Source organism: Heyndrickxia sp. NPDC080065, assembly GCF_050281185.1.
Lineage (GTDB): Bacteria > Bacillota > Bacilli > Bacillales > Bacillaceae_C > Heyndrickxia.
This window is the reverse complement of record NZ_JBNNWS010000002.1, coordinates 24,511-43,166: the sequence shown is the minus strand read 5'-3', so window position 1 is coordinate 43,166 and position 18,656 is coordinate 24,511. Positions and strand designations below refer to the sequence as shown.

The following is an 18,656-nucleotide window of genomic DNA, read 5'->3' as shown; positions in this document are numbered from 1 at the left end:
TTAATTGAAAATCATCATAATCTTTATGAAAACAGCCTTTTACAAACATATTTTGCTACTAGGTATGATTCTTTATTCTTCGTTTGGGGATTATAATGGTATAATTACTCACATAAATTCATCAGAAAGTAGGATTTTACATATGACAGGTCTTCAAGCAGGAACAGTTGTAACATTGGATGTTGAACGTGAAGCACCCTTTGGATTTTTTTTAACAAACGGGGAGGAGGATGTCCTTCTTCATGATAGCGAAGTGTCAGAGGATTTTGATCCTGATCAGCCTCAGACTGTTTTTCTATTTCAGGATCATCAAGGCCGGCTTGCTGCGACAATGACGATCCCAACGGTTCAAATGGGAAAATATGATTGGGTGGATGTTGTCGAAGTAAAAGAATCTCTTGGCGTGTTTGTTTCGATTGGTATTAGTAAAGATATTCTTGTGTCAAAGGATGACCTTCCAGCACTTCTTCATTTATGGCCGGCAATAGGAGATCGGCTATACTGCTCATTAAAAACGGATAGACATGGCCGTTTATTTGCAAAATTGGCTACAGAGGATACGATGCGTGCCATTGCGGAAAATGCTACTCGCAAAGATTTTAATAAAAATGTCACTGGTTGGGCGTATCGTTTATTAAAAATTGGTACCTTTCTTCTTACTGAAGAAAACTATATTGGTTTTATCCACGAAACACAAAGGAAACAAGAACCTCGCCTTGGACAAAAGGTAGAAGGCCGGATCGTTGATGTTAAAGAAGACGGAACGATTAATGTGTCTTTATTAAGTAGAGGACATGAAGCGATGGATGAAGATTCTATGCAAATTTTTACGTATATGCAAAGTCGCGGAGGCAAAATGCCATATTGGGATAAAAGTGCACCAGAAGACATCACTGCTCGCTTCGATATGAGTAAAGCCGCATTCAAACGCGCTCTTGGCCGATTGATGAAAGAGGGAAAGGTCTTTCAAGAAGATGGATGGAGTTATATAAAAGAATAAATGATAAAGGCAAATCTACTTATTGTAGGTTTGTTTTTTTGTTAGGTCATTTTTTACATGAAGGAACATGTTTGAATATGGCGAATTTCTCCATAAATTTCAATAGATGTGGCAGAAAATTATGATACACTTAACTTGAAGTTTTAAAGGGATTCATCGATTTATTCTATTCATTACGCGGGTAAAGCATTATTGGAAATCAGTTAAAAATAGAAAATTAGTGAGAGGTGCAATGATGTATTTAGGTGCGATTGAAGCGGGTGGAACAAAATTTGTTTGTGCGGTTGGAGATGAGAAGGGGAACATAATTGAACGAATTTCATTACCAACAACGACACCAGATGAAACCATTCCAAAGGTAGTAAGTTTTTTTCAGAACTATGATATAAAAGCGCTTGGAGTGGGATCATTTGGACCGATTGATATTAATAGCAACAGTGCGACTTATGGCTATATTACAACTACACCAAAATTAGCGTGGAGAAATTTTCCGTTTTTACAGACACTTCAAAAAGAACTTTCTGTTCCGATTGGATTTAATACGGATGTCAATGTTGCAGCCCTAGGAGAAGCTACATTTGGTGCAGCCAAGGGATTCAACAGTTGTTTGTATATAACGATTGGAACAGGAATTGGGGCGGGTGCCGTTGTACAAGGAAATCTTTTACAAGGGTTGTCACATCCGGAAATGGGACATATTCTGGTTCGAAAACATCCAGAGGACTCCTATAAAGGGAAGTGTCCGTATCATCAGGATTGTTTGGAAGGGTTAGCAGCAGGTCCAGCAATCGAGGAACGCTGGGGGAAAAAGGGTACCGAGCTTGCAGAGAAGGATATCGTTTGGGAAATAGAAGCGCATTATTTAGCACAGGCTCTTATGCAGTATATTTTAATTCTTTCTCCTGGAAAGATTATTATGGGTGGTGGGGTTATGAAACAATCTCAATTATTCCCGCTCATTCATAAAAAATTAACGGAGTTTGTAAATGATTATGTATCTTTACCATCCCTAAAAGACTATATCGTCTCGCCAGGACTGGGAGATAATGCTGGAATTACGGGAGCACTGGTTCTTGCAAAGCAAACGTTAGGATAGTAATCATACATAAAGACGGAGGAAAAAAGAAATGACACAGCCGATATTTTTACAGCCAATTTTTCAAGAACGAATTTGGGGAGGAACCGCACTTAAAGATCAATTTGGATATCCGATCCCATCAAACCATACAGGGGAATGCTGGGCAATTTCAGCTCATCCGAACGGCCCATCTATTGTGAAAAATGGTCCTTTTAAAGGAAAAACATTAATTCAATTATGGGGAGAGCACCCAGAACTTTTTGGCAATCCAAAGGACAAGGTGTTCCCGCTTTTAACAAAAATTTTAGATGCAAATACAGATTTATCAGTTCAAGTTCATCCAAATGATCAATATGCGGCAAAATATGAAAACGGAGAGCTTGGAAAAACGGAGTGCTGGTACATCATTGACTGTAAAGAGGGGGCAGAGCTCATATATGGTCATCATTCAAGCTCAAAAGAGGAGCTAGTTTCGATGATTGAAAATGGGGAGTGGAATGAGTTCCTTCGTCGTGTACCGGTTAAGCCTGGTGATTTTTTCTATGTTCCTAGCGGGACAATTCATGCCCTTTGTGAGGGGACGCTTGTTCTCGAAACACAGCAAAGCTCGGATACAACGTATCGAGTATATGATTATGACCGAGTAGATCAACAAGGTAAAAAACGTGAACTTCATTTACAAAAAGCCATTGATGTTTCCACTGTTCCTCATCGGGATGCGGAGCTGCACATTCTCACAGAAAAAAGACCGGGTGTGGTCGTGAATTCATTTGTAAAGGAACAATATTTTTCCGTATATAAATGGGATGTTAATGGAACAGCTGAATTTGTACAAGAACAACCATTCCTTCTCGTAAGCATCATCGATGGAAATGGAGAAATTAATGTGGACGGAGAAACGAATCCGCTGAATAAAGGTGATCACTTTATTTTACCTACTGATACGGGTAGTTTTACAATGGAAGGGAAGTTCACTGCAATCGTTTCACATATTTAAATGATTCTTTTTGAGTTAGGTATAATCTCATTAAAACAAAATCCGTTGTCGAAAAACAGCGGATTTTTTCATAGGTAAAATTCTAACTATTTAGACCCTTTTCGGTTATAGTAAAATTATATATGTCACTTTAATTACAATTTGTTCCTTTTAAATAGAATATCTAAATAATATAGGAGGATTTTTATGATTACTTACACATCAAGAAACGAAGTGCCTGAAGGTGAAAAATGGAGATTGGAGGATATATATCATTCATTAGAAGCTTGGGAAGCAGATGTTGACACGATTGGACAAATGACTGATCGGTTAAAGACATATGATGGTAAAATTCATGATGGAGCTTCTTTGCATACATATCTTTCGGAAGGTGAACAAGTATCTTACCTGTTTAATAAAGTGTACGCCTATGCAATGCTTCAAGTAGACATCGATACCCGGGATACGTCGGCACAATCACTTCAGGACCGAGCAAAGCAGCTTGGAGTGAAACTGAATGCAGCTACTTCATTTTTTATGCCATTTTTATTAAGCTTGGATGAAGTTACGTTAAAAAAATATATAGAAGAAGAGCAAGGACTCAAGTATTTTGAAAAGAATTTATTTGAAATATACCGTTATAAGGAGCATGTGCTAAGTAAAGAAAAGGAAGAAGTACTATCCCAATTAGGTGAAGCGCTGTCAGCGCCTAGTCATACATATGGGATGATGAATAATGCAGATATCAAATTCGGTGATGTAACCAATGATGATGGGGAAAAAGTAGAATTAACACGCGGAATGTATTCGACGTTAATTGAGCATGAGGACAGGAGCAAGCGAGAAGAAGCATATAAAGCCTACTATAAGCCGTATGTGCAATTAAAGAATTCAATTGCATCAACACTTGCAGCATCGATCAAAAACAATGTCACTGTTGCTAGACTACGAAAGTATCCTTCAGCATTAGAAAAGTCATTATTTAGTGATTTCGTTCCAAAAGAGGTGTACGAGAATTTAATTGCAACAACAAAAGAAAATATTGCTCCTCTCCATCGTTTTTCGGAAATTCGAAAAGAGAGACTTGGACTTGAGGAGCTTCATCAGTATGATTTATCTGTTCCGCTTGTTCAAGGGGTAAAACAAGAAATTTGTTTTGAAGAGGCGTATGCTACTATGTTAAAAGCCTTGTCTCCTCTTGGGGAAGAGTACACGAAAATCCTGGAGTCTTTTAAGGATGCTAGATATATTGATGTCAGGGAAACTCCTGGTAAACGATCCGGCGCTTACAATTTGGGCGTGTATGGTGTCCATCCGTTTGTTTTATTAAATCATCGAGATGATATAAGCAGTTTATTTACCCTTGCACATGAGATGGGACATGCGATGCATAGTCATTTCTCACACAAAACGCAGCCGCAAATTACAGCAAAATACAGTATCTTTGTGGCGGAGGTTGCTTCTACCGTTAATGAAGTGCTGTTAATCCATTACCTGCTCAATCAAGAAAATGATACTAAAACTCGTCAATATTTACTGAATCACTTTATTGACAAGTTTAAAGGCACTTTGTTTACCCAAGTAATGTTTGCAGAATTTGAAATGAAAACCCATGAGAAGGCGGAAAAGGGTGAACCATTAAATGAGAAGGTATTTAGTGAAATATATGAGGGACTTTTCAGAGAGTATAATGGCGATATAGTCGTTTTTGATGATGAGGTGAAATACGGCTGGTCTAGAATTCCTCATTTTTATCGACCATTTTACGTATATAAATACGCAACAGGATTTGCCTCTGCCATTCATCTTGCTGATCGAATTTTGAAAGGCGACAAGGAAACTATAGCTTCCTACCTTGAGTTTTTAAAAAGCGGAAGCTCAGACTACCCGCTTGAATTATTGAAAAAGACGGGTGTCGATTTAACAACTCCTGAACCGATTCAAAATGCGCTAAAGCAATTTGGAGAATTGGTGGAGGAATTTTCACGGATGTAGAATGATTCTTTAAACAGAATTCAATCTGTAAAAAATAATGTTGTTTCTGATAAAAATACTGTGGGTCATATGTTCAGCATAGTTATACTATGGGTGTTTATATAACCCGCAGGAAATTTTATCAGTAGTGCAAAGTCTATCATTTTTTTACTACTTATCCGCCTTCCAAATCGTCCAGCGATCTTGTTCAATAATCGGTTGATGATGGCTATTTAATTTTTCTTTAATGTATAGGACAAGGTCTTGTAATTGCTCATCTGTCAACTCATGGAGAATTGAACGTCCTGTTCGATTATATAAATCATCAAATAAATCGTTCTTATCCTCGTATACTTTTCTTGTTTCCCACAATTGATATTCTTTCATTCCATGAAACCCTGCATTTTGTAATGCCTGTTGCACTTCTTCACTTGAATACCTGCGTGAAATCTCTTTATCAATTAACTCAGGGAATTTTGAGAAAAAATATCCCCTAATGTGAGTGGTACTTCCTTCTAAAAGGAAATCTTCAGGTGTTCGGTCTTGAATGATGCATGAACCGCCATTTTTCAAAAGGCGGTAGATTTCTTTAAAACAGGTGTCTAAATCTTTTATATGATGGATGACTGCTCTTTCTAGTACAATGTCGTATTGCTCACTTGGCAGGTCTGTCTCTAATGCATTCCCAACAATAAAATTGATATTCTCGAATTCCTTACAATTCTGTTGTGCGGATGTAAGGATATTCTCTGAAAAATCTAATCCTGTTACCTTTAAAGCACCCATCTCGGCAAGGGCTTTCGTGTAAATTCCACCACCACAGCCTATATCAATGACTTTTTTTCCTTCGATCGTACAAATTTTTTTAATCAATTGAATCCAAGTTGCATCAGCATTTCTTTTTGCATAAGTGAAGCGATCTTCTGGATTATGAAAATTAATAGGCATGAATACATCCTCCTTACGTATAGATGTTTTCTTGCCTTTAGATTAACTTAAATAATTTTAATAGTAAATTTTATTGTTTTTATAAATGTTGATAAGTTTTTGTTATCAACAATGAAAATCGTGCAGTTTTTATATGAATCAACTATATTTGCGAGTAAAATTATCTAGCCCATTCTGTAAACCCGATCATCGAGAGCAGACCAAGTATAAATGCAAATGTTGCCGTTCGTTCATTTCCATCCCCATGACTTTCTGGAATCACCTCTTTATATACAACAAATAACATACCACCAGCTGCAAAGGCTAACCCATAAGGGACAATATTTTCAAAATGAGCAGCAAAAAAGTATCCAACTAAAGAGGCTAACAATTCGACAACAGCTGTTAAGGTCGTAAGAATAAATGCTTTGATTTTTGGTGTATTAGATGTAAGGAGAAATAAAGTAATTAAAAAGCCTTCAGGTATATTTTGTACCCCAATTGCAAATGAAACTAAAGGTCCTAGACCGTCATCAGCATCTCCATAGCTTACTCCAATGGATAAACCTTCGGGAATATTATGGATAGCCATTGCTGTAATAAATAAAATAGGGGCTGCATGATTAAAAGAATGGGATGAGTTATCAATTTCTACATGAGGTAACACGATTTCTAAAATCGTAAAAATGATTACACCCAGAATCATTCCTGCTGTCAAAACAATCATATTTGATAATTTTAATGCAGAAGGAATTAATCCGTAAGTGGAGGCTGCTACCATGATTCCAGCACTATAGGCGAGCAGATTATCTTTCCCTTTATGAGTGATATTTTTCATGCAAAAAGCTGGAATTGCACCAATGATTGTACATAACAAGCTAATAATAATTCCATGATCCATATCTTGTCCTCCATGTCCACATATAACAAGGATATGTGGGATTGAAGAGAAAATGACAAATGTGGAAGATTTCTCATTTTGGCTTCTGAAGAGGCTTGGTTAAACAATGTTGTTGTTCTAATAAATCCCTGTATGGTATGCGTTCAGCTAGATTTACTACGTAAAAAAGCGCTTCACGCATACCATACAGGTCATTTTATTAATAATTAACATCAACAAAGCCTTTGGAAAAATGAGTAGTGAATCCTAAACATCACATGGTATGATTATGTAGATAATTTAGAAAACATATTCCATTCAAGCGGAGGCTTGATTAGCATGGGTCGTTTAGGAAAACTTATTTATGTATGCGGTTCCATATTATTTTTAACGGCATTTTCATTAGCTGGCTATTATGCAAGTAAAATGCATGAACTCGGAGAACCAGTATCAGATGAAAAAATACCGGATTATCGCTATCATTTTATGCTTATACCAGAGGAATTGGATAATGATTATTGGCGGTTAGTTGAAAAAGGAGCAAGGGATGCTGCAGAAGAAAATCATATTTTACTAGAGTATGTCGGGCCTAAGCAATCAAATATTGATGAGCATCTTAGAAAATTAAATATAGCGGCTGCATCTAAAGTAGATGGTGTACTAACACAGGGGTATAATGACAAGCAATTTACACCCGTTATTAACTATCTTGCAAATAAAGGCGTACCTGTCATTACTGTCGATACGGATGCTCCCTCTAGTCACAGAAGAGCGTACATTGGAACAGATAATTATTATTCTGGATTTCTTGCCGGCAAAGCATTGATAGATGATACGATAGGTGTGGTAAATGTCGCAATCATTACAGGCAGCTTTAAGGCAGAGCATCAAAAGCTTAGAGTTAAGGGATTTAAGGATGCGATTGCGAAAGAAAAGAGAATAAATATTGTCGCTATAGAGGAATCCAATATTACAAGAATTCGTGCAGCGGAGAAGGCATATAAAATTTTAAGTGAGCACCCAGAAACAAATGCATTTTATGGGACAAGTGCATTAGATGGAATCGGGATTGCTCAATCTGTTTTTCGTCTCCGTCGGCAAGATTCCACCTATATTATGGCATTTGATACGATTGCTGAAACACTCGAATATATTCGCAGAGGTGTAATCGATGCAACGGTCGTACAGAAGCCATATGAAATGGGATTCAATGCTGTCGAAATGATGATAAAAATTCAAGAGGGAAAGCCTGTGCCAAAAATAAATTATACCGAAACAAGAATTATGCATAAAAATGATCTTCCTGACCGATCAGAGGAGATCATGCCATGATTCGAATCCGAACAAAGCTTCTTATATATTTTATTATCTTGGTTGCCCTTGTGAATGGTGTTGCATTTTATTTATATGATAGCAGTGAGAAAATTATGGAGGAATATCACCGAAGCTTCGGGAGATTTTTGCTGTTAAATGAAACCGCACAGCAAACCAATAACGTAGTAGAAAAAATGAATGCCTATATTGTAAAGAAGGATCCTTTTTTGTACCGGGAATACGTTGATGCGAGTAATCAATTACGGGCGAATAAAAAGAAATTACGAAATAATTTGGAAAATCATTCGAATTATGTGACATTAGGAAACTATGAAAAAATGCTGGCAAGCTTTTTGGATGATAGTGTCATTGCGGTTCATGCATTTAGGGCGGGAGATATTAATCAGTATGCCTCCTATTTTAATGAAGCAACCGATATTGCTAGTTTTATTCAGGAAACGACGATGTCTTTAATCGATCAAGAACTGACTACCTATCAGACTTTTTTTACACAGCTGACGAAACGGAATCATTATTATCGCTTAACGACTATATTTCTTTTGACCGCAACATTAATCATATGTGGATTACTAGCATTGTATATTTCTAGAGGCATCACTCGTCCAATCGCTCGTTTATCTCGAGCCGCCAGAGAAATTTCAGCTGGACATTTAACTGGTAAGGATTTAGAAGTGACAAGTAAGGATGAGTTAAAATTATTAACGGAAACCTTCAATCAAATGAGAAAAAATATAGTTGGACTAGTAAATGAAATTAAAGATAAATCCGAGCTTGATAAGCTGCTTAAGGAGCTTGAATTAAAAAGCTTACAGAATCAAATCAATCCGCATTTTTTATTCAATACATTAAATAATATTGCAAAAATGGCTTATCTAGAGGATGCGCATGAAACGACTTGTTTAATTGAATCTGTTTCAACATTGCTTCGCTATAATCTTGAAAACATCGAAAAACCATCGACATTAAAGGATGAGGTTAAAGTTGTAAAAGAATATTTTTATATTCAACAAACCCGCTTCGGAGATCGAATTTCCTTTAAAACAGTGATTGATGAACGATGTGTTAATTTAGAAATTCCTCGCCTCACCTTGCAGCCGATTGTGGAAAATGCCTTTATTCATGGGGTGGAATCGAAGGAAGAAGGCGGGTGCATTTCATTATCTATTTTTCAAACAGGGAACCATATTGTGATTGAAATTGCCGATGATGGCGCAGGAATGGATGAGGAGACACGGAAAAAATTATTAAACTATAAAAATGAAACAGAGAATCAGGAAAGCAGTAAGCTGAAAAAAGCGTCTGGGCATTCGACTGGAATTGGTGTGAAGAATGTCATTAAGCGGTTACAAATTTTTTATCAACAACAGGATATCATCGATATTGAATCCGAGCTTGAGAAGGGGACAATATTTCGTCTGAAGATTCCGAATGGGGGTGAACTTGAATGCGACTAATCATTGTTGACGATGAAAAGCTAGAACGAACGGCCATATCGAAAATGATTCAAACGGAAATGCCAGGAATAGAGATTATTGGAGAGGCTGTGAACGGGAGAATGGCAATTCAGCTAGCCCATGAGCTACAGCCTGATTTGATGATGATGGATATTAAAATGCCTGGGATTGATGGGGTAGAAGCGGTAAAAGAGATTCGAAAGCATAATAAGCGGGTTCGGTTCATCATGGTTTCAGCATTTAATACGTTTGAGTATGCGAAAGAAGTAATGCAGCAAGGGGTAAAGGAGTACTTATTAAAGCCGAGTAAAAAGAAGGATGTCTTAGAGGCCCTGGCAAGAGTCAGTGAGGAAATCATGGAGGAAAGAACGATTCTATCAGAATATCAACATACAAAGGAAAATTTAACTCGTGCATTATCAGTTATTGAATCAGAATGGCTCTCTTCATTATTGCTAAACCATATTGAGGATTTGAATTTTAAAGAATGGAGTAATCTATTAGGAATTGAAGTAAAGTCAGGGTACATCGTCTTATTTACTGTTCAAGATGACCATGAACGGACTTCGAATAGGGATAAGCGAAGTCTATATAGCGGGCTTAAGTCCATAATGAAAACGAATATGAGTCAAGAGTGTGTGATAGGACCGATGGTGGACAATAAAATTCCAGTGCTCATTTTGTTAAATACAATTCATGATAAAAACCGGATGAAATCAAAGGCAATTAAGTCTGCCCATACCGTAGTCAATACCTTTCAAAATAAATTTAAGAATGTAAAATTAGCTGCTGGAATAGGGAGTGCCTTTGATAAGATTGATTTGCTTGCCCAATCGTATCATGAGGCGATTCTTGCACTTGAACAAAGAAAAGGCAGGGATGTATTTTTTTATGCCGATAAGGAAATAAATCTTGTTCCAGTTTTTTTTGAAAAGGAAAGGGAGCTTTTAGAATGGATTAAATTAGGGGATCGCAGCCGAGCACTTCAAACGTTTGAACTCTATGTAGAAGCAAATCAGGATCAACCGAAACATTTTTTTGAGGAACTCATGATTATGATTTCCAGAATGCTTGGAGATCTAGGGATTCATTTTGAAAAGCGGAATTTTTTGCAGGGGGATGAATGGATTGTGCAATTACGGCAATTTGTGGTTGATGCCGTAGAAGTCGTGCAAGCTTGGCGAATAAGGAATCATAAAAGCTACCTGCAAAAAGCAAAGGAATACATCGAAACAAATTACGAAAAAAATATAACGTTGGAAGAAGTAGCTGAATATGTAGATTTAAGTCCTTTTCATTTTACAAAAATGTTTAAAGAAAAGTTTGGACTAACCTTTATCGATTATTTAACTGATTTGAGAATAGAAAAGGCAAAAAATGAAATTCTTCATACAAATAAAAGCTTAAAAGAAATTTGCTTCAGCGTTGGATACAAGGATCCAAACTATTTCAGCCGGGTGTTTAAAAAGAAAACCGGTGTGTCGCCAACCTCGTATCGAGGAGGATGAGTTAGTTAAAATTTTATATAGAAGTGGCACCTCCTGTTGATAGGGGGTTTTTTATTGGTTAGCTTTAGCGCCTAGTCACTCGAGTTCAAAAAGCAGCAACTAATAAAGTCAAAGAACAACTTCATTGATAAGAGAACATTTTTTGCAACAAGATCTACCAGAAAACCGCGGAAAGAAGTAGATCAAGAGGGAACCCGCAACAAGATCTACCAGAAAACCGTGAAAAGAAGTAGATCAGGAGGGAACCCGCAACAAGATCTACCAGGAAATCGTGAAAAGAAGTAGATCAAAATGGAAACCACAACAAGATCTACCAGAAAGCCGCGGAAAGAAGTAGATCAAGAGGGAACCCGCAACAAGATCTACCAGAAAGCCGCGGAAAGAAGTAGATCAAGAGGGAACCCGCAACAAGATCTACCAGAAAACCGTGAAAAGAAGTAGATCAAGAGGGAAACTGTATAAGGTGTTTATGGTTTTCTTAAGATTATGAGGTAGATCCTTCATGCAAGCTTGTTATTAATTGGGACTGATTTAGGAATGGAATGAAGTTTCCAATTTTACTAGGAAAAAGCATAGAGCTTTTCTTATTTGTGGACATAAATTAATAAGTTATGAATAACATTCTTATTGGGTAAATATTGATTTTAAAAATTCTATTCTAATTAAGCTTCATATTTTATATTTTATTTTAAATTATAATTATTATAAAAAGGTATTGATTTTATTTTGAGAAATGTTATCATATGAATATACTTAAGTGCTCTTTTATTTTAGGTTGTTGCTCTACGGATATATTCTAATTCTATTTTATTTTGGAGACGTGCTCTTTTCCCTTATACCTGAGCCTTCTATTCAGATTAAATAAAAAATTAGATAGTAGTTAATAGCAACAAAGCTGACGAAAAGAGTTTACAAAAAAATCTGATGAGGTGATTTGATTGAGTACAAATAAGAAACTTACGACTAGTTGGGGTGCTCCGGTTGGAGATAATCAGAATTCGATGACAGCTGGCTCACGCGGTCCGACATTAATTCAAGATGTACATCTACTAGAAAAATTGGCTCATTTTAATAGAGAACGTGTTCCTGAACGTGTCGTTCATGCGAAAGGTGCTGGAGCACATGGATATTTTGAAGTAACGAATGATTTGACACAATATACGAAAGCAAACTTTTTATCTGAAGTTGGCAAGCGTACTCCTTTATTTATTCGTTTTTCTACAGTAGCTGGTGAGCTTGGATCAGCAGATACAGTTCGTGATCCGCGTGGATTTGCTGTTAAATTTTATACAGAAGAAGGCAATTATGATATTGTCGGGAATAACACTCCGGTATTCTTTATTCGTGACGCAATCAAATTCCCTGATTTCATTCATACACAAAAAAGAGATCCGCAAACACATTTGAAAAATCCAACTGCCGTTTGGGATTTTTGGTCCTTATCTCCTGAATCATTGCACCAAGTAACGATTTTGATGTCTGACCGCGGAATTCCAGCAACATTCCGTCACATGCACGGTTATGGAAGCCATACGTTCAAATGGGTGAACGAAGATGGTGATGGAGTTTGGGTAAAATATCATTTTAAAACAGAACAAGGTGTAAAGAATATCGCACCTGAGCTTGCGGCAAAACTTGCTGGAGAAAATCCAGATTATCATACAGAGGATTTATTTAATGCGATTGAAAGCGGCGACTTCCCAGAATGGAAGCTTTATGTACAAATCATGCCTTTAGAGGATGCCAATACGTATCGTTTTGATCCATTTGATGTAACGAAAGTATGGTCTCAAAAGGATTATCCACTAATTGAAGTAGGGCGCATGGTTCTTAACCGAAATCCTGAAAACTATTTTGCAGAAGTAGAACAGGCAACATTTTCACCAGGAAATTTAGTACCAGGTGTTGATGTTTCACCGGATAAGATGCTTCAAGGACGTTTATTCGCTTATGCGGATGCACATCGTTATCGTGTAGGGGCTAATCATAATCAATTGCCAATCAATCGTCCGAAAAATGAAGTGAATCACTACCAACGCGACGGTTTCATGGCGAGCGGCAATAATGGTGGACGTTCTGTCTACTATGAACCGAATAGCTTTGGCGGTCCTGCAGAATCACCAGAAGATAAGAGAGCTGCCTATGCAGTATCTGGTATTGCAGATAGTGTAGCTTACGATCATTTTGATCACTACACTCAAGCGGGAGACCTTTATCGCCTATTAAACGAGGAAGAGCGAACACGTTTAGTAGAAAATATTGTTGGTGCTATGAAGCCTGTAGAAAAAGAAGAAATAAAGCTTCGCCAAATTCAGCATTTTTATAAAGCCGATCCAGAGTACGGTACACGTGTGGCAGAAGGTCTTGGATTATCTGTACCACAGGAAGTATAATCTAATACTAATAGAATAGCTTTGTTAGCGGTTATTTTTGATAGGCTCTTTTCTGAAACATTGTTGCTTTCAGCAACAAAGTAAAAATCGGCAGTAGGATTTTTACGGTTATTTACTACTTTCATAATGAGTATAGGATGATGAAAAGAGCACGAAGCCTATTTATTTAAGGATTGGAGCTATATACGAAAAGCAACAATCTATGCGAAAACAGCCTTTTGATAAAATCATCTGTAGGGTATGTGTGAAGCGATTTATTTACGTAGTAAAACTAGCTGAACGCATACCCTACAGATTTTATTAGGAACAACAATATTGTTGAAAATAGTAAATTCTCAATTTCATTCTCATTTTCTCAATTATCCTAGGTATCCGTTTAGGCAGACGGATACCTATTTTTGAAATCATTAGTTGTTCGAAACAACCTTTCAAATTGAGTGAGGGGATAATCATGGGGGAAGAACAGGCAACAGCTCAACTAATTCCTTATTTAAAAGAACAAGGACTTCGGATTACACCACAACGCTTATTAATCCTAGAAGCCATTCAAAAGCTGAAGTCACATCCAACCGTAGAAGATATTCATCATGAACTGCCGTATATCAGTTTGGCAACGATCTACAACAATGTAAAACTATTTGTTAAGTTGAATATTTTAAAGGAATTGCCCTATGGAACTGGTATTAGCAAATATGAAATGTATAAAACCAATCATTATCATATCATATGCGAAGCATGTGGGAAAATAGGAGATTTTAATTACCCGCTTTTAAAAGAAGTTGAGCAGGCAGCTGAGAAATTAACGAAATTTGATATTCAGTTTCACCATTTTGAAGTTTACGGCATATGTAAAGAGTGTCAGAAACTAAAATGAAAAAGGGGAGACCCAGGATAGAAAAATTAACAATTTGCCCAGTCTGTCATACGAAAATCAAATATTTAAAGCATAGTATTATTTGCAAATGCGGAATGAAATGCAAAATAAGAAAAGCGCAAGCGCCGCAGGTCTAGCGTACGGATTTCGTAGTCTTCGACTGAGATAAAGGAAACACGGCAAGGGACGAGTCGATGTTGACTTATCGTAGGGAGAAGACGGAGAAATCCGCTAGCCGATAGGCGCTGGAGCTAGACACAGAAGACACTTTTCAGGACTATTATCCTAAGTAAATTTAATGCTTTCTTACCTTTAAAAAAACGATTGCTTAATTGAGAACGATTCTTCTTTTGAAGAGTCGTTTTTTTTCTATGCTTTGTTAAACAATGTTGAACACTGAATGGAATGCGTTCAGCTAGTTTTACTACGTAAAAAAACGTTTCACGCATACCATTCAAGTGATTTAACTAATAAAAAATTAATGTAGCATTGAGATTTTATAGGAATGAGGAAATTCACCACAAAATAATACAGATATTCGCAAAAAAATGAAGGCGTTTTCATGAAATGGTTGCTAGATAGTTTGGTAAATTAAAAGTGTAGGAAACGCTTACATGAATAAAGGGGGAGAAAGAGTGAAACGTAAAGGGCTAATTGTCACGATTGCTATGATCCTTGTTTTTGCGCTGGCGGCTTGCAGTTCGAAGGATACAAGCGGCAGTGGTGAGAAATCAAAAGGAAAAAAGGATAAAGTCGAAATCTTTAGCTGGTGGACGGGCGCTGGTGAAGAAGATGGATTGAAAGCATTATTAGCATTATTTAAAGAAAAACACCCGGATGTTGCTGTAGAAAATGCTGCAGTTGCTGGTGGAGCTGGAACAAATGCGAAGGCCGTACTTGCGAGCAGAATGCAGGGAAATGACCCTCCATCCACATTCCAAGTTCATGGTGGTGCAGAATTGAACGAAGGTTGGGTAGCTGCAGGGAAAATGGAGCCGATCAATGATCTTTATGACAAAGAAGGCTGGAATGACAAATTCCCTAAATCTTTAATTGATATGGTAAGTAAAGATGGAAACATTTACTCAGTACCAGTAAATATTCACCGTGGGAACGTATTATGGTTTAACAAAAAAGTATTTGATGACAATGGACTTCAAGTACCAAAAACATTTGATGAGTTTTTCCAAGTAGCGGATAAATTACAAGCAAAAGGTATTACTCCACTAGCACTTGGAGATAAAGAGCCGTGGACAGCTACTCAAGTATTTGAAACGATTTTAGTAGCGAAGCTTGGTGTGGATGGCTATAACAAGCTTTGGACAGGTGAGCTTCCGTTTGATGATGCAAAAGTAAAAGAATCAGCTGAAACGTTTAAGAAAATGCTTGGATATATTAACAAAGACCATAGCTCACGTAACTGGCAGGATGCGTCACAGCTAGTGGCCGATGGTAAAGCAGCGATGAATATTATGGGTGACTGGGCAAAAGGTTACTTTGTCAATGATTTAAAACTTAAATTGAATGAAGACTTTGGTTTTACAACAACTCCTGATTCAGCTGGAATTTTCACCGTTATTACTGATACATTCGGTTTGCCAAAAGGGGTAAAAAATGTGGATGATGTGAAAACCTTCTTAGCTGTTCTGGGATCTGTTGAGGGGCAGGATGCATTTAATCCATTAAAAGGCTCCATTCCGGCACGTGTGGATGCAGATACATCGAAATATGATGATTACGGAAAAGCAACTATTGAAGACTTCAAAACAGCACAGCTTGCTCCTAGCTTAGCGCATGGATCTGCTGCTGCTGAAGGTTTTGTAACAAAAGCTAACCAAGCGGTTAATATTTTTGTTACTCAATTGGATGTTGATGGTTTGATTAATTCTTTAAAATCTGCACAAGCAGAGTTGAAGAAATAATGTAAATCTACTAAGGGAGAATTCTCCCTGTGGTTAGGAGAACCAATTTCACTTTAAAAGAGGACGAGAAAATTCTCTTCCTCTTTTTTGTGATAGTGTGTGTTCCAAAAGGAGCCGAGAACTCCAAGCACCGGATTTATAAAATAGTTCTCCTAATCATTGGGAGAAGCGTCCCGATATGAATATGATAGGAGGTAACGTATGGAGACATCAAAAGTAGTAGAAAAAAATACCTCTATAACGGTTAATCCGAAAAGGAAGAAGCGAAAAAAGCTAACAGCCGATCACGCATTGGCCTTTTCCTTTTTATTGCCGTCACTTATATTAATTGGCATTTTTGTATATGGGTTTATTGGCTGGACAGGATATGTTTCTTTAAGTAATTGGAATTCATTAGTACCGGATTTTTCGTTTGCAGGATTGAAAAACTACTTATTTCTTTTTCAAGATTATCGTTTTCAAGCGGATGTGCGAAATACTGTTGTCTTTACCGTTTTGTTTATCGGTCTCGTTTTAATTATTGGTCTTGTATTATCCATTTTCTTAGATCAAAAGCTGCGTGGGGAATCAATATTCCGAAATATTTTCTTTTTCCCAATGGCATTATCTTTCGTTGTAACAGGTGTTGTGTGGCAATGGATATTGAACCCGTCAACAGGGGTTAACCTTTTTTTACAAAAGTTTGGAATTGAACCGCTTTGGTACACGGACACACATATTTTAGCTGGATTTAAGCTTGGCCAGATTGAGGTCGGGGTACCGGTTGCGATAATTGCGGTGGTAATTGCAGCAGTTTGGCAAATGACTGGATTTTCTGTCGCTATGTATTTAGCTGGGCTTCGCGGTATTCCTGATGAATTAAAGGAAGCTGCCCGTATGGACGGAGCAACAGAGTTTCAAGTTTATCGCAAAGTGATTATTCCGCTTTTACGTCCGATTTCGGTGAGTGTGATCATTATTATGGCACATATTTCATTGAAAATTTTCGATTTAATTTATGCGATGACTGGACCGGGGGCGAATTTCGTAACAGATGTTCCAGGTGTATATATGTTTGAAACTACATTCCGAGGAAATTACTATGCTCACGGGGCAGCGATTGCGATAATTATGCTCCTTGCAGTAGCAATCTTTATCGTACCTTACTTGGTTATGAGCAGGAGGAGTGATTAATATGGTACTTAGGCGAATATCTAAACCTGTGCTTTATATTATTCTCATTGTGCTAGCTTTATTTTACCTAATGCCGGTGTATGTCATTTTAGTCACGAGTATTAAGCCTCTTCAAGAAGTTACTCTAGCCAATATGTGGAAGCTGCCAACAGCACTGGATTTTAATAGTTATATAGTAGCATTTGAAAAATTAGCACCAAACTTTTTAAATTCACTTTACTTAGTTATCCCTGCTACGATTATTTCTGCATTATTGGGTGCACTCAATGGATATGTCCTTTCAAAATGGAAATTCAAAGGATCTGAGGTCCTTTTTACACTCATATTATTTGGAATGTTTATTCCGTATCAAAGTATTCTAATCCCGTTGATTCAATTTTTGCGGAATATAGGGCTATACAATACGATCCCAGGATTAGTGCTTGTCCATGTGGTGTATGGGATTCCGATCACGACATTGATGTTTAGAAATTTTTATGCAAATATTCCATATTCAATGATTGAGTCGGCAAAAATTGACGGGGCAGGGTTCTTGAGAATTTTTACAAATATTATGCTGCCGCTTTCGATTTCTGGATTCGTAGTCGTCGCGATCTGGCAGTTTACAAATGTATGGAATGAATTTTTGTTTGCGATTTCGATCACTACCACAGATCAACAACCGATCATGGTTGCCCTGCAAAATCTATCGGGAAGCCAGATTGTCCAATGGAATGTTCAAATGGCCGGAGCCGTTTTAGCGGCACTGCCAACACTATTAGTCTATATTTTATTAGGAAAATATTTTGTTAAAGGATTATTAGCAGGATCGGTAAAAGGCTGACCATATTTGGTTGGCTTTTTTGCTGTTTAGCTACTATAGAATATTTGCTTGTGGATATCTTATTTAGAGGGAAGTTTTCATTAACATTTATGGTAATCAAAGCCCCGTATTAGGGAAGGATCTACCTTATAATGAAATTTTGATCCACATCATCCACAAAATCAGCGGAGGATCTACTTCATAATGAAATTTTGATCCACATCTTGCACACAATCTGTGAATAATCTATCTTATAATGAAGGTATGATCCACATCATCCACAAAATCAGCGGAGGATCTACTTCATAATGAAATTTTGATCCACATCTTGCACACAATCTGTGAATAATCTATCTTATA

14 protein-coding genes are annotated in these 18,656 nt (G+C 37.2%); 12 read left to right on the top strand and 2 right to left on the bottom strand.

What is annotated here, in order from left to right; translation table 11 throughout:
* Window positions 1-142: 142 nt before the first annotated feature.
* The 4 genes from ACQKP0_RS02360 to pepF all read left to right on the top strand — a co-directional run bounded on the left by ACQKP0_RS02360 (window position 143) and on the right by pepF (window position 5,049).
* On the top strand, window positions 143-1,000 hold the full coding sequence (locus tag ACQKP0_RS02360) for a CvfB family protein (RefSeq protein ID WP_427404460.1): 858 nt from the start codon (window positions 143-145) through the stop codon (window positions 998-1,000).
* 235 nt (window positions 1,001-1,235) lie between these two features.
* Entirely contained in the window at window positions 1,236-2,096 is an 861-nt protein-coding gene (locus ACQKP0_RS02355) for an ROK family protein (RefSeq protein WP_427404198.1), read from the top strand.
* 31 nt (window positions 2,097-2,127) lie between these two features.
* Complete coding sequence (gene manA, locus ACQKP0_RS02350) at window positions 2,128-3,075, top strand: mannose-6-phosphate isomerase, class I (RefSeq protein ID WP_427404197.1); 948 nt, start codon at window positions 2,128-2,130, stop codon at window positions 3,073-3,075.
* A 186-nt stretch (window positions 3,076-3,261) separates the two neighbouring features.
* Window positions 3,262-5,049 (top strand): oligoendopeptidase F, encoded by a 1,788-nt coding sequence (gene pepF, locus ACQKP0_RS02345; RefSeq protein ID WP_427404196.1) that lies wholly within the window; start codon window positions 3,262-3,264, stop codon window positions 5,047-5,049.
* Window positions 5,050-5,199: 150 nt separating this feature from the next.
* Here pepF and ACQKP0_RS02340 read toward each other — a convergent pair whose 3' ends face one another.
* The gene (locus ACQKP0_RS02340; RefSeq protein ID WP_427404195.1) at window positions 5,200-5,976 is read right to left on the bottom strand and encodes a class I SAM-dependent methyltransferase; all 777 of its coding nucleotides are present in this window, start codon (window positions 5,974-5,976) and stop codon (window positions 5,200-5,202) included.
* 160 nt (window positions 5,977-6,136) lie between these two features.
* A complete protein-coding gene (locus ACQKP0_RS02335; protein ID WP_427404194.1) occupies window positions 6,137-6,856 on the bottom strand; it encodes a ZIP family metal transporter in 720 nt (239 codons plus the stop codon).
* Between the two features lie 318 nt (window positions 6,857-7,174).
* Between ACQKP0_RS02335 and ACQKP0_RS02330 the strand changes: the two genes are divergently transcribed.
* From ACQKP0_RS02330 to ACQKP0_RS02295, 8 genes are all read left to right on the top strand, one after another.
* Entirely contained in the window at window positions 7,175-8,167 is a 993-nt protein-coding gene (locus ACQKP0_RS02330) for a sugar-binding protein (protein ID WP_427404193.1), read from the top strand.
* On the top strand, window positions 8,164-9,624 hold the full coding sequence (locus ACQKP0_RS02325; RefSeq protein WP_427404192.1) for a sensor histidine kinase: 1,461 nt from the start codon (window positions 8,164-8,166) through the stop codon (window positions 9,622-9,624). The genes ACQKP0_RS02330 and ACQKP0_RS02325 overlap by 4 nt, the downstream gene beginning before the upstream one ends.
* Window positions 9,615-11,132, top strand: a complete 1,518-nt coding sequence (locus ACQKP0_RS02320) for a response regulator (RefSeq protein WP_427404191.1) — start codon at window positions 9,615-9,617, stop codon at window positions 11,130-11,132. The genes ACQKP0_RS02325 and ACQKP0_RS02320 overlap by 10 nt, the downstream gene beginning before the upstream one ends.
* Window positions 11,133-12,070: 938 nt before the next feature.
* Window positions 12,071-13,525, top strand: a complete 1,455-nt coding sequence (katA, locus tag ACQKP0_RS02315; protein WP_427404190.1) for a catalase KatA — start codon at window positions 12,071-12,073, stop codon at window positions 13,523-13,525.
* Window positions 13,526-13,976: 451 nt separating this feature from the next.
* Window positions 13,977-14,399, top strand: coding sequence for a Fur family transcriptional regulator (locus ACQKP0_RS02310; RefSeq protein ID WP_427404189.1), 423 nt, complete (start codon window positions 13,977-13,979; stop codon window positions 14,397-14,399).
* Between the two features lie 668 nt (window positions 14,400-15,067).
* Window positions 15,068-16,321, top strand: coding sequence for an ABC transporter substrate-binding protein (locus tag ACQKP0_RS02305; protein WP_427404459.1), 1,254 nt, complete (start codon window positions 15,068-15,070; stop codon window positions 16,319-16,321).
* Window positions 16,322-16,522: 201 nt separating this feature from the next.
* Window positions 16,523-17,494 carry a carbohydrate ABC transporter permease gene (locus tag ACQKP0_RS02300; protein WP_427404188.1) on the top strand — a complete coding sequence of 324 codons (972 nt, stop codon included), beginning with the start codon at window positions 16,523-16,525 and terminating at the stop codon, window positions 17,492-17,494.
* A gap of 1 nt (window position 17,495) precedes the next feature.
* Window positions 17,496-18,317, top strand: coding sequence for a carbohydrate ABC transporter permease (locus ACQKP0_RS02295; protein WP_427404187.1), 822 nt, complete (start codon window positions 17,496-17,498; stop codon window positions 18,315-18,317).
* Window positions 18,318-18,656: the final 339 nt, after the last annotated feature.

Bases quoted from the DNA above. Each gene is read 5' to 3' on its own strand.
- ACQKP0_RS02360 (WP_427404460.1), top strand. From the start codon at position 143: ATGACAGGTCTTCAAGCAGGAACAGTTGTAACATTGGATGTTGAACGT.
- ACQKP0_RS02355 (WP_427404198.1), top strand. From the start codon at position 1,236: ATGTATTTAGGTGCGATTGAAGCGGGTGGAACAAAATTTGTTTGTGCG.
- manA (WP_427404197.1), top strand. From the start codon at position 2,128: ATGACACAGCCGATATTTTTACAGCCAATTTTTCAAGAACGAATTTGG.
- pepF (WP_427404196.1), top strand. From the start codon at position 3,262: ATGATTACTTACACATCAAGAAACGAAGTGCCTGAAGGTGAAAAATGG.
- ACQKP0_RS02340 (WP_427404195.1), bottom strand. From the start codon at position 5,976: ATGCCTATTAATTTTCATAATCCAGAAGATCGCTTCACTTATGCAAAA.
- ACQKP0_RS02335 (WP_427404194.1), bottom strand. From the start codon at position 6,856: ATGGATCATGGAATTATTATTAGCTTGTTATGTACAATCATTGGTGCA.
- ACQKP0_RS02330 (WP_427404193.1), top strand. From the start codon at position 7,175: ATGGGTCGTTTAGGAAAACTTATTTATGTATGCGGTTCCATATTATTT.
- ACQKP0_RS02325 (WP_427404192.1), top strand. From the start codon at position 8,164: ATGATTCGAATCCGAACAAAGCTTCTTATATATTTTATTATCTTGGTT.
- ACQKP0_RS02320 (WP_427404191.1), top strand. From the start codon at position 9,615: ATGCGACTAATCATTGTTGACGATGAAAAGCTAGAACGAACGGCCATA.
- ACQKP0_RS02310 (WP_427404189.1), top strand. From the start codon at position 13,977: ATGGGGGAAGAACAGGCAACAGCTCAACTAATTCCTTATTTAAAAGAA.
- ACQKP0_RS02305 (WP_427404459.1), top strand. From the start codon at position 15,068: ATGATCCTTGTTTTTGCGCTGGCGGCTTGCAGTTCGAAGGATACAAGC.
- ACQKP0_RS02300 (WP_427404188.1), top strand. From the start codon at position 16,523: ATGGAGACATCAAAAGTAGTAGAAAAAAATACCTCTATAACGGTTAAT.
- ACQKP0_RS02295 (WP_427404187.1), top strand. From the start codon at position 17,496: ATGGTACTTAGGCGAATATCTAAACCTGTGCTTTATATTATTCTCATT.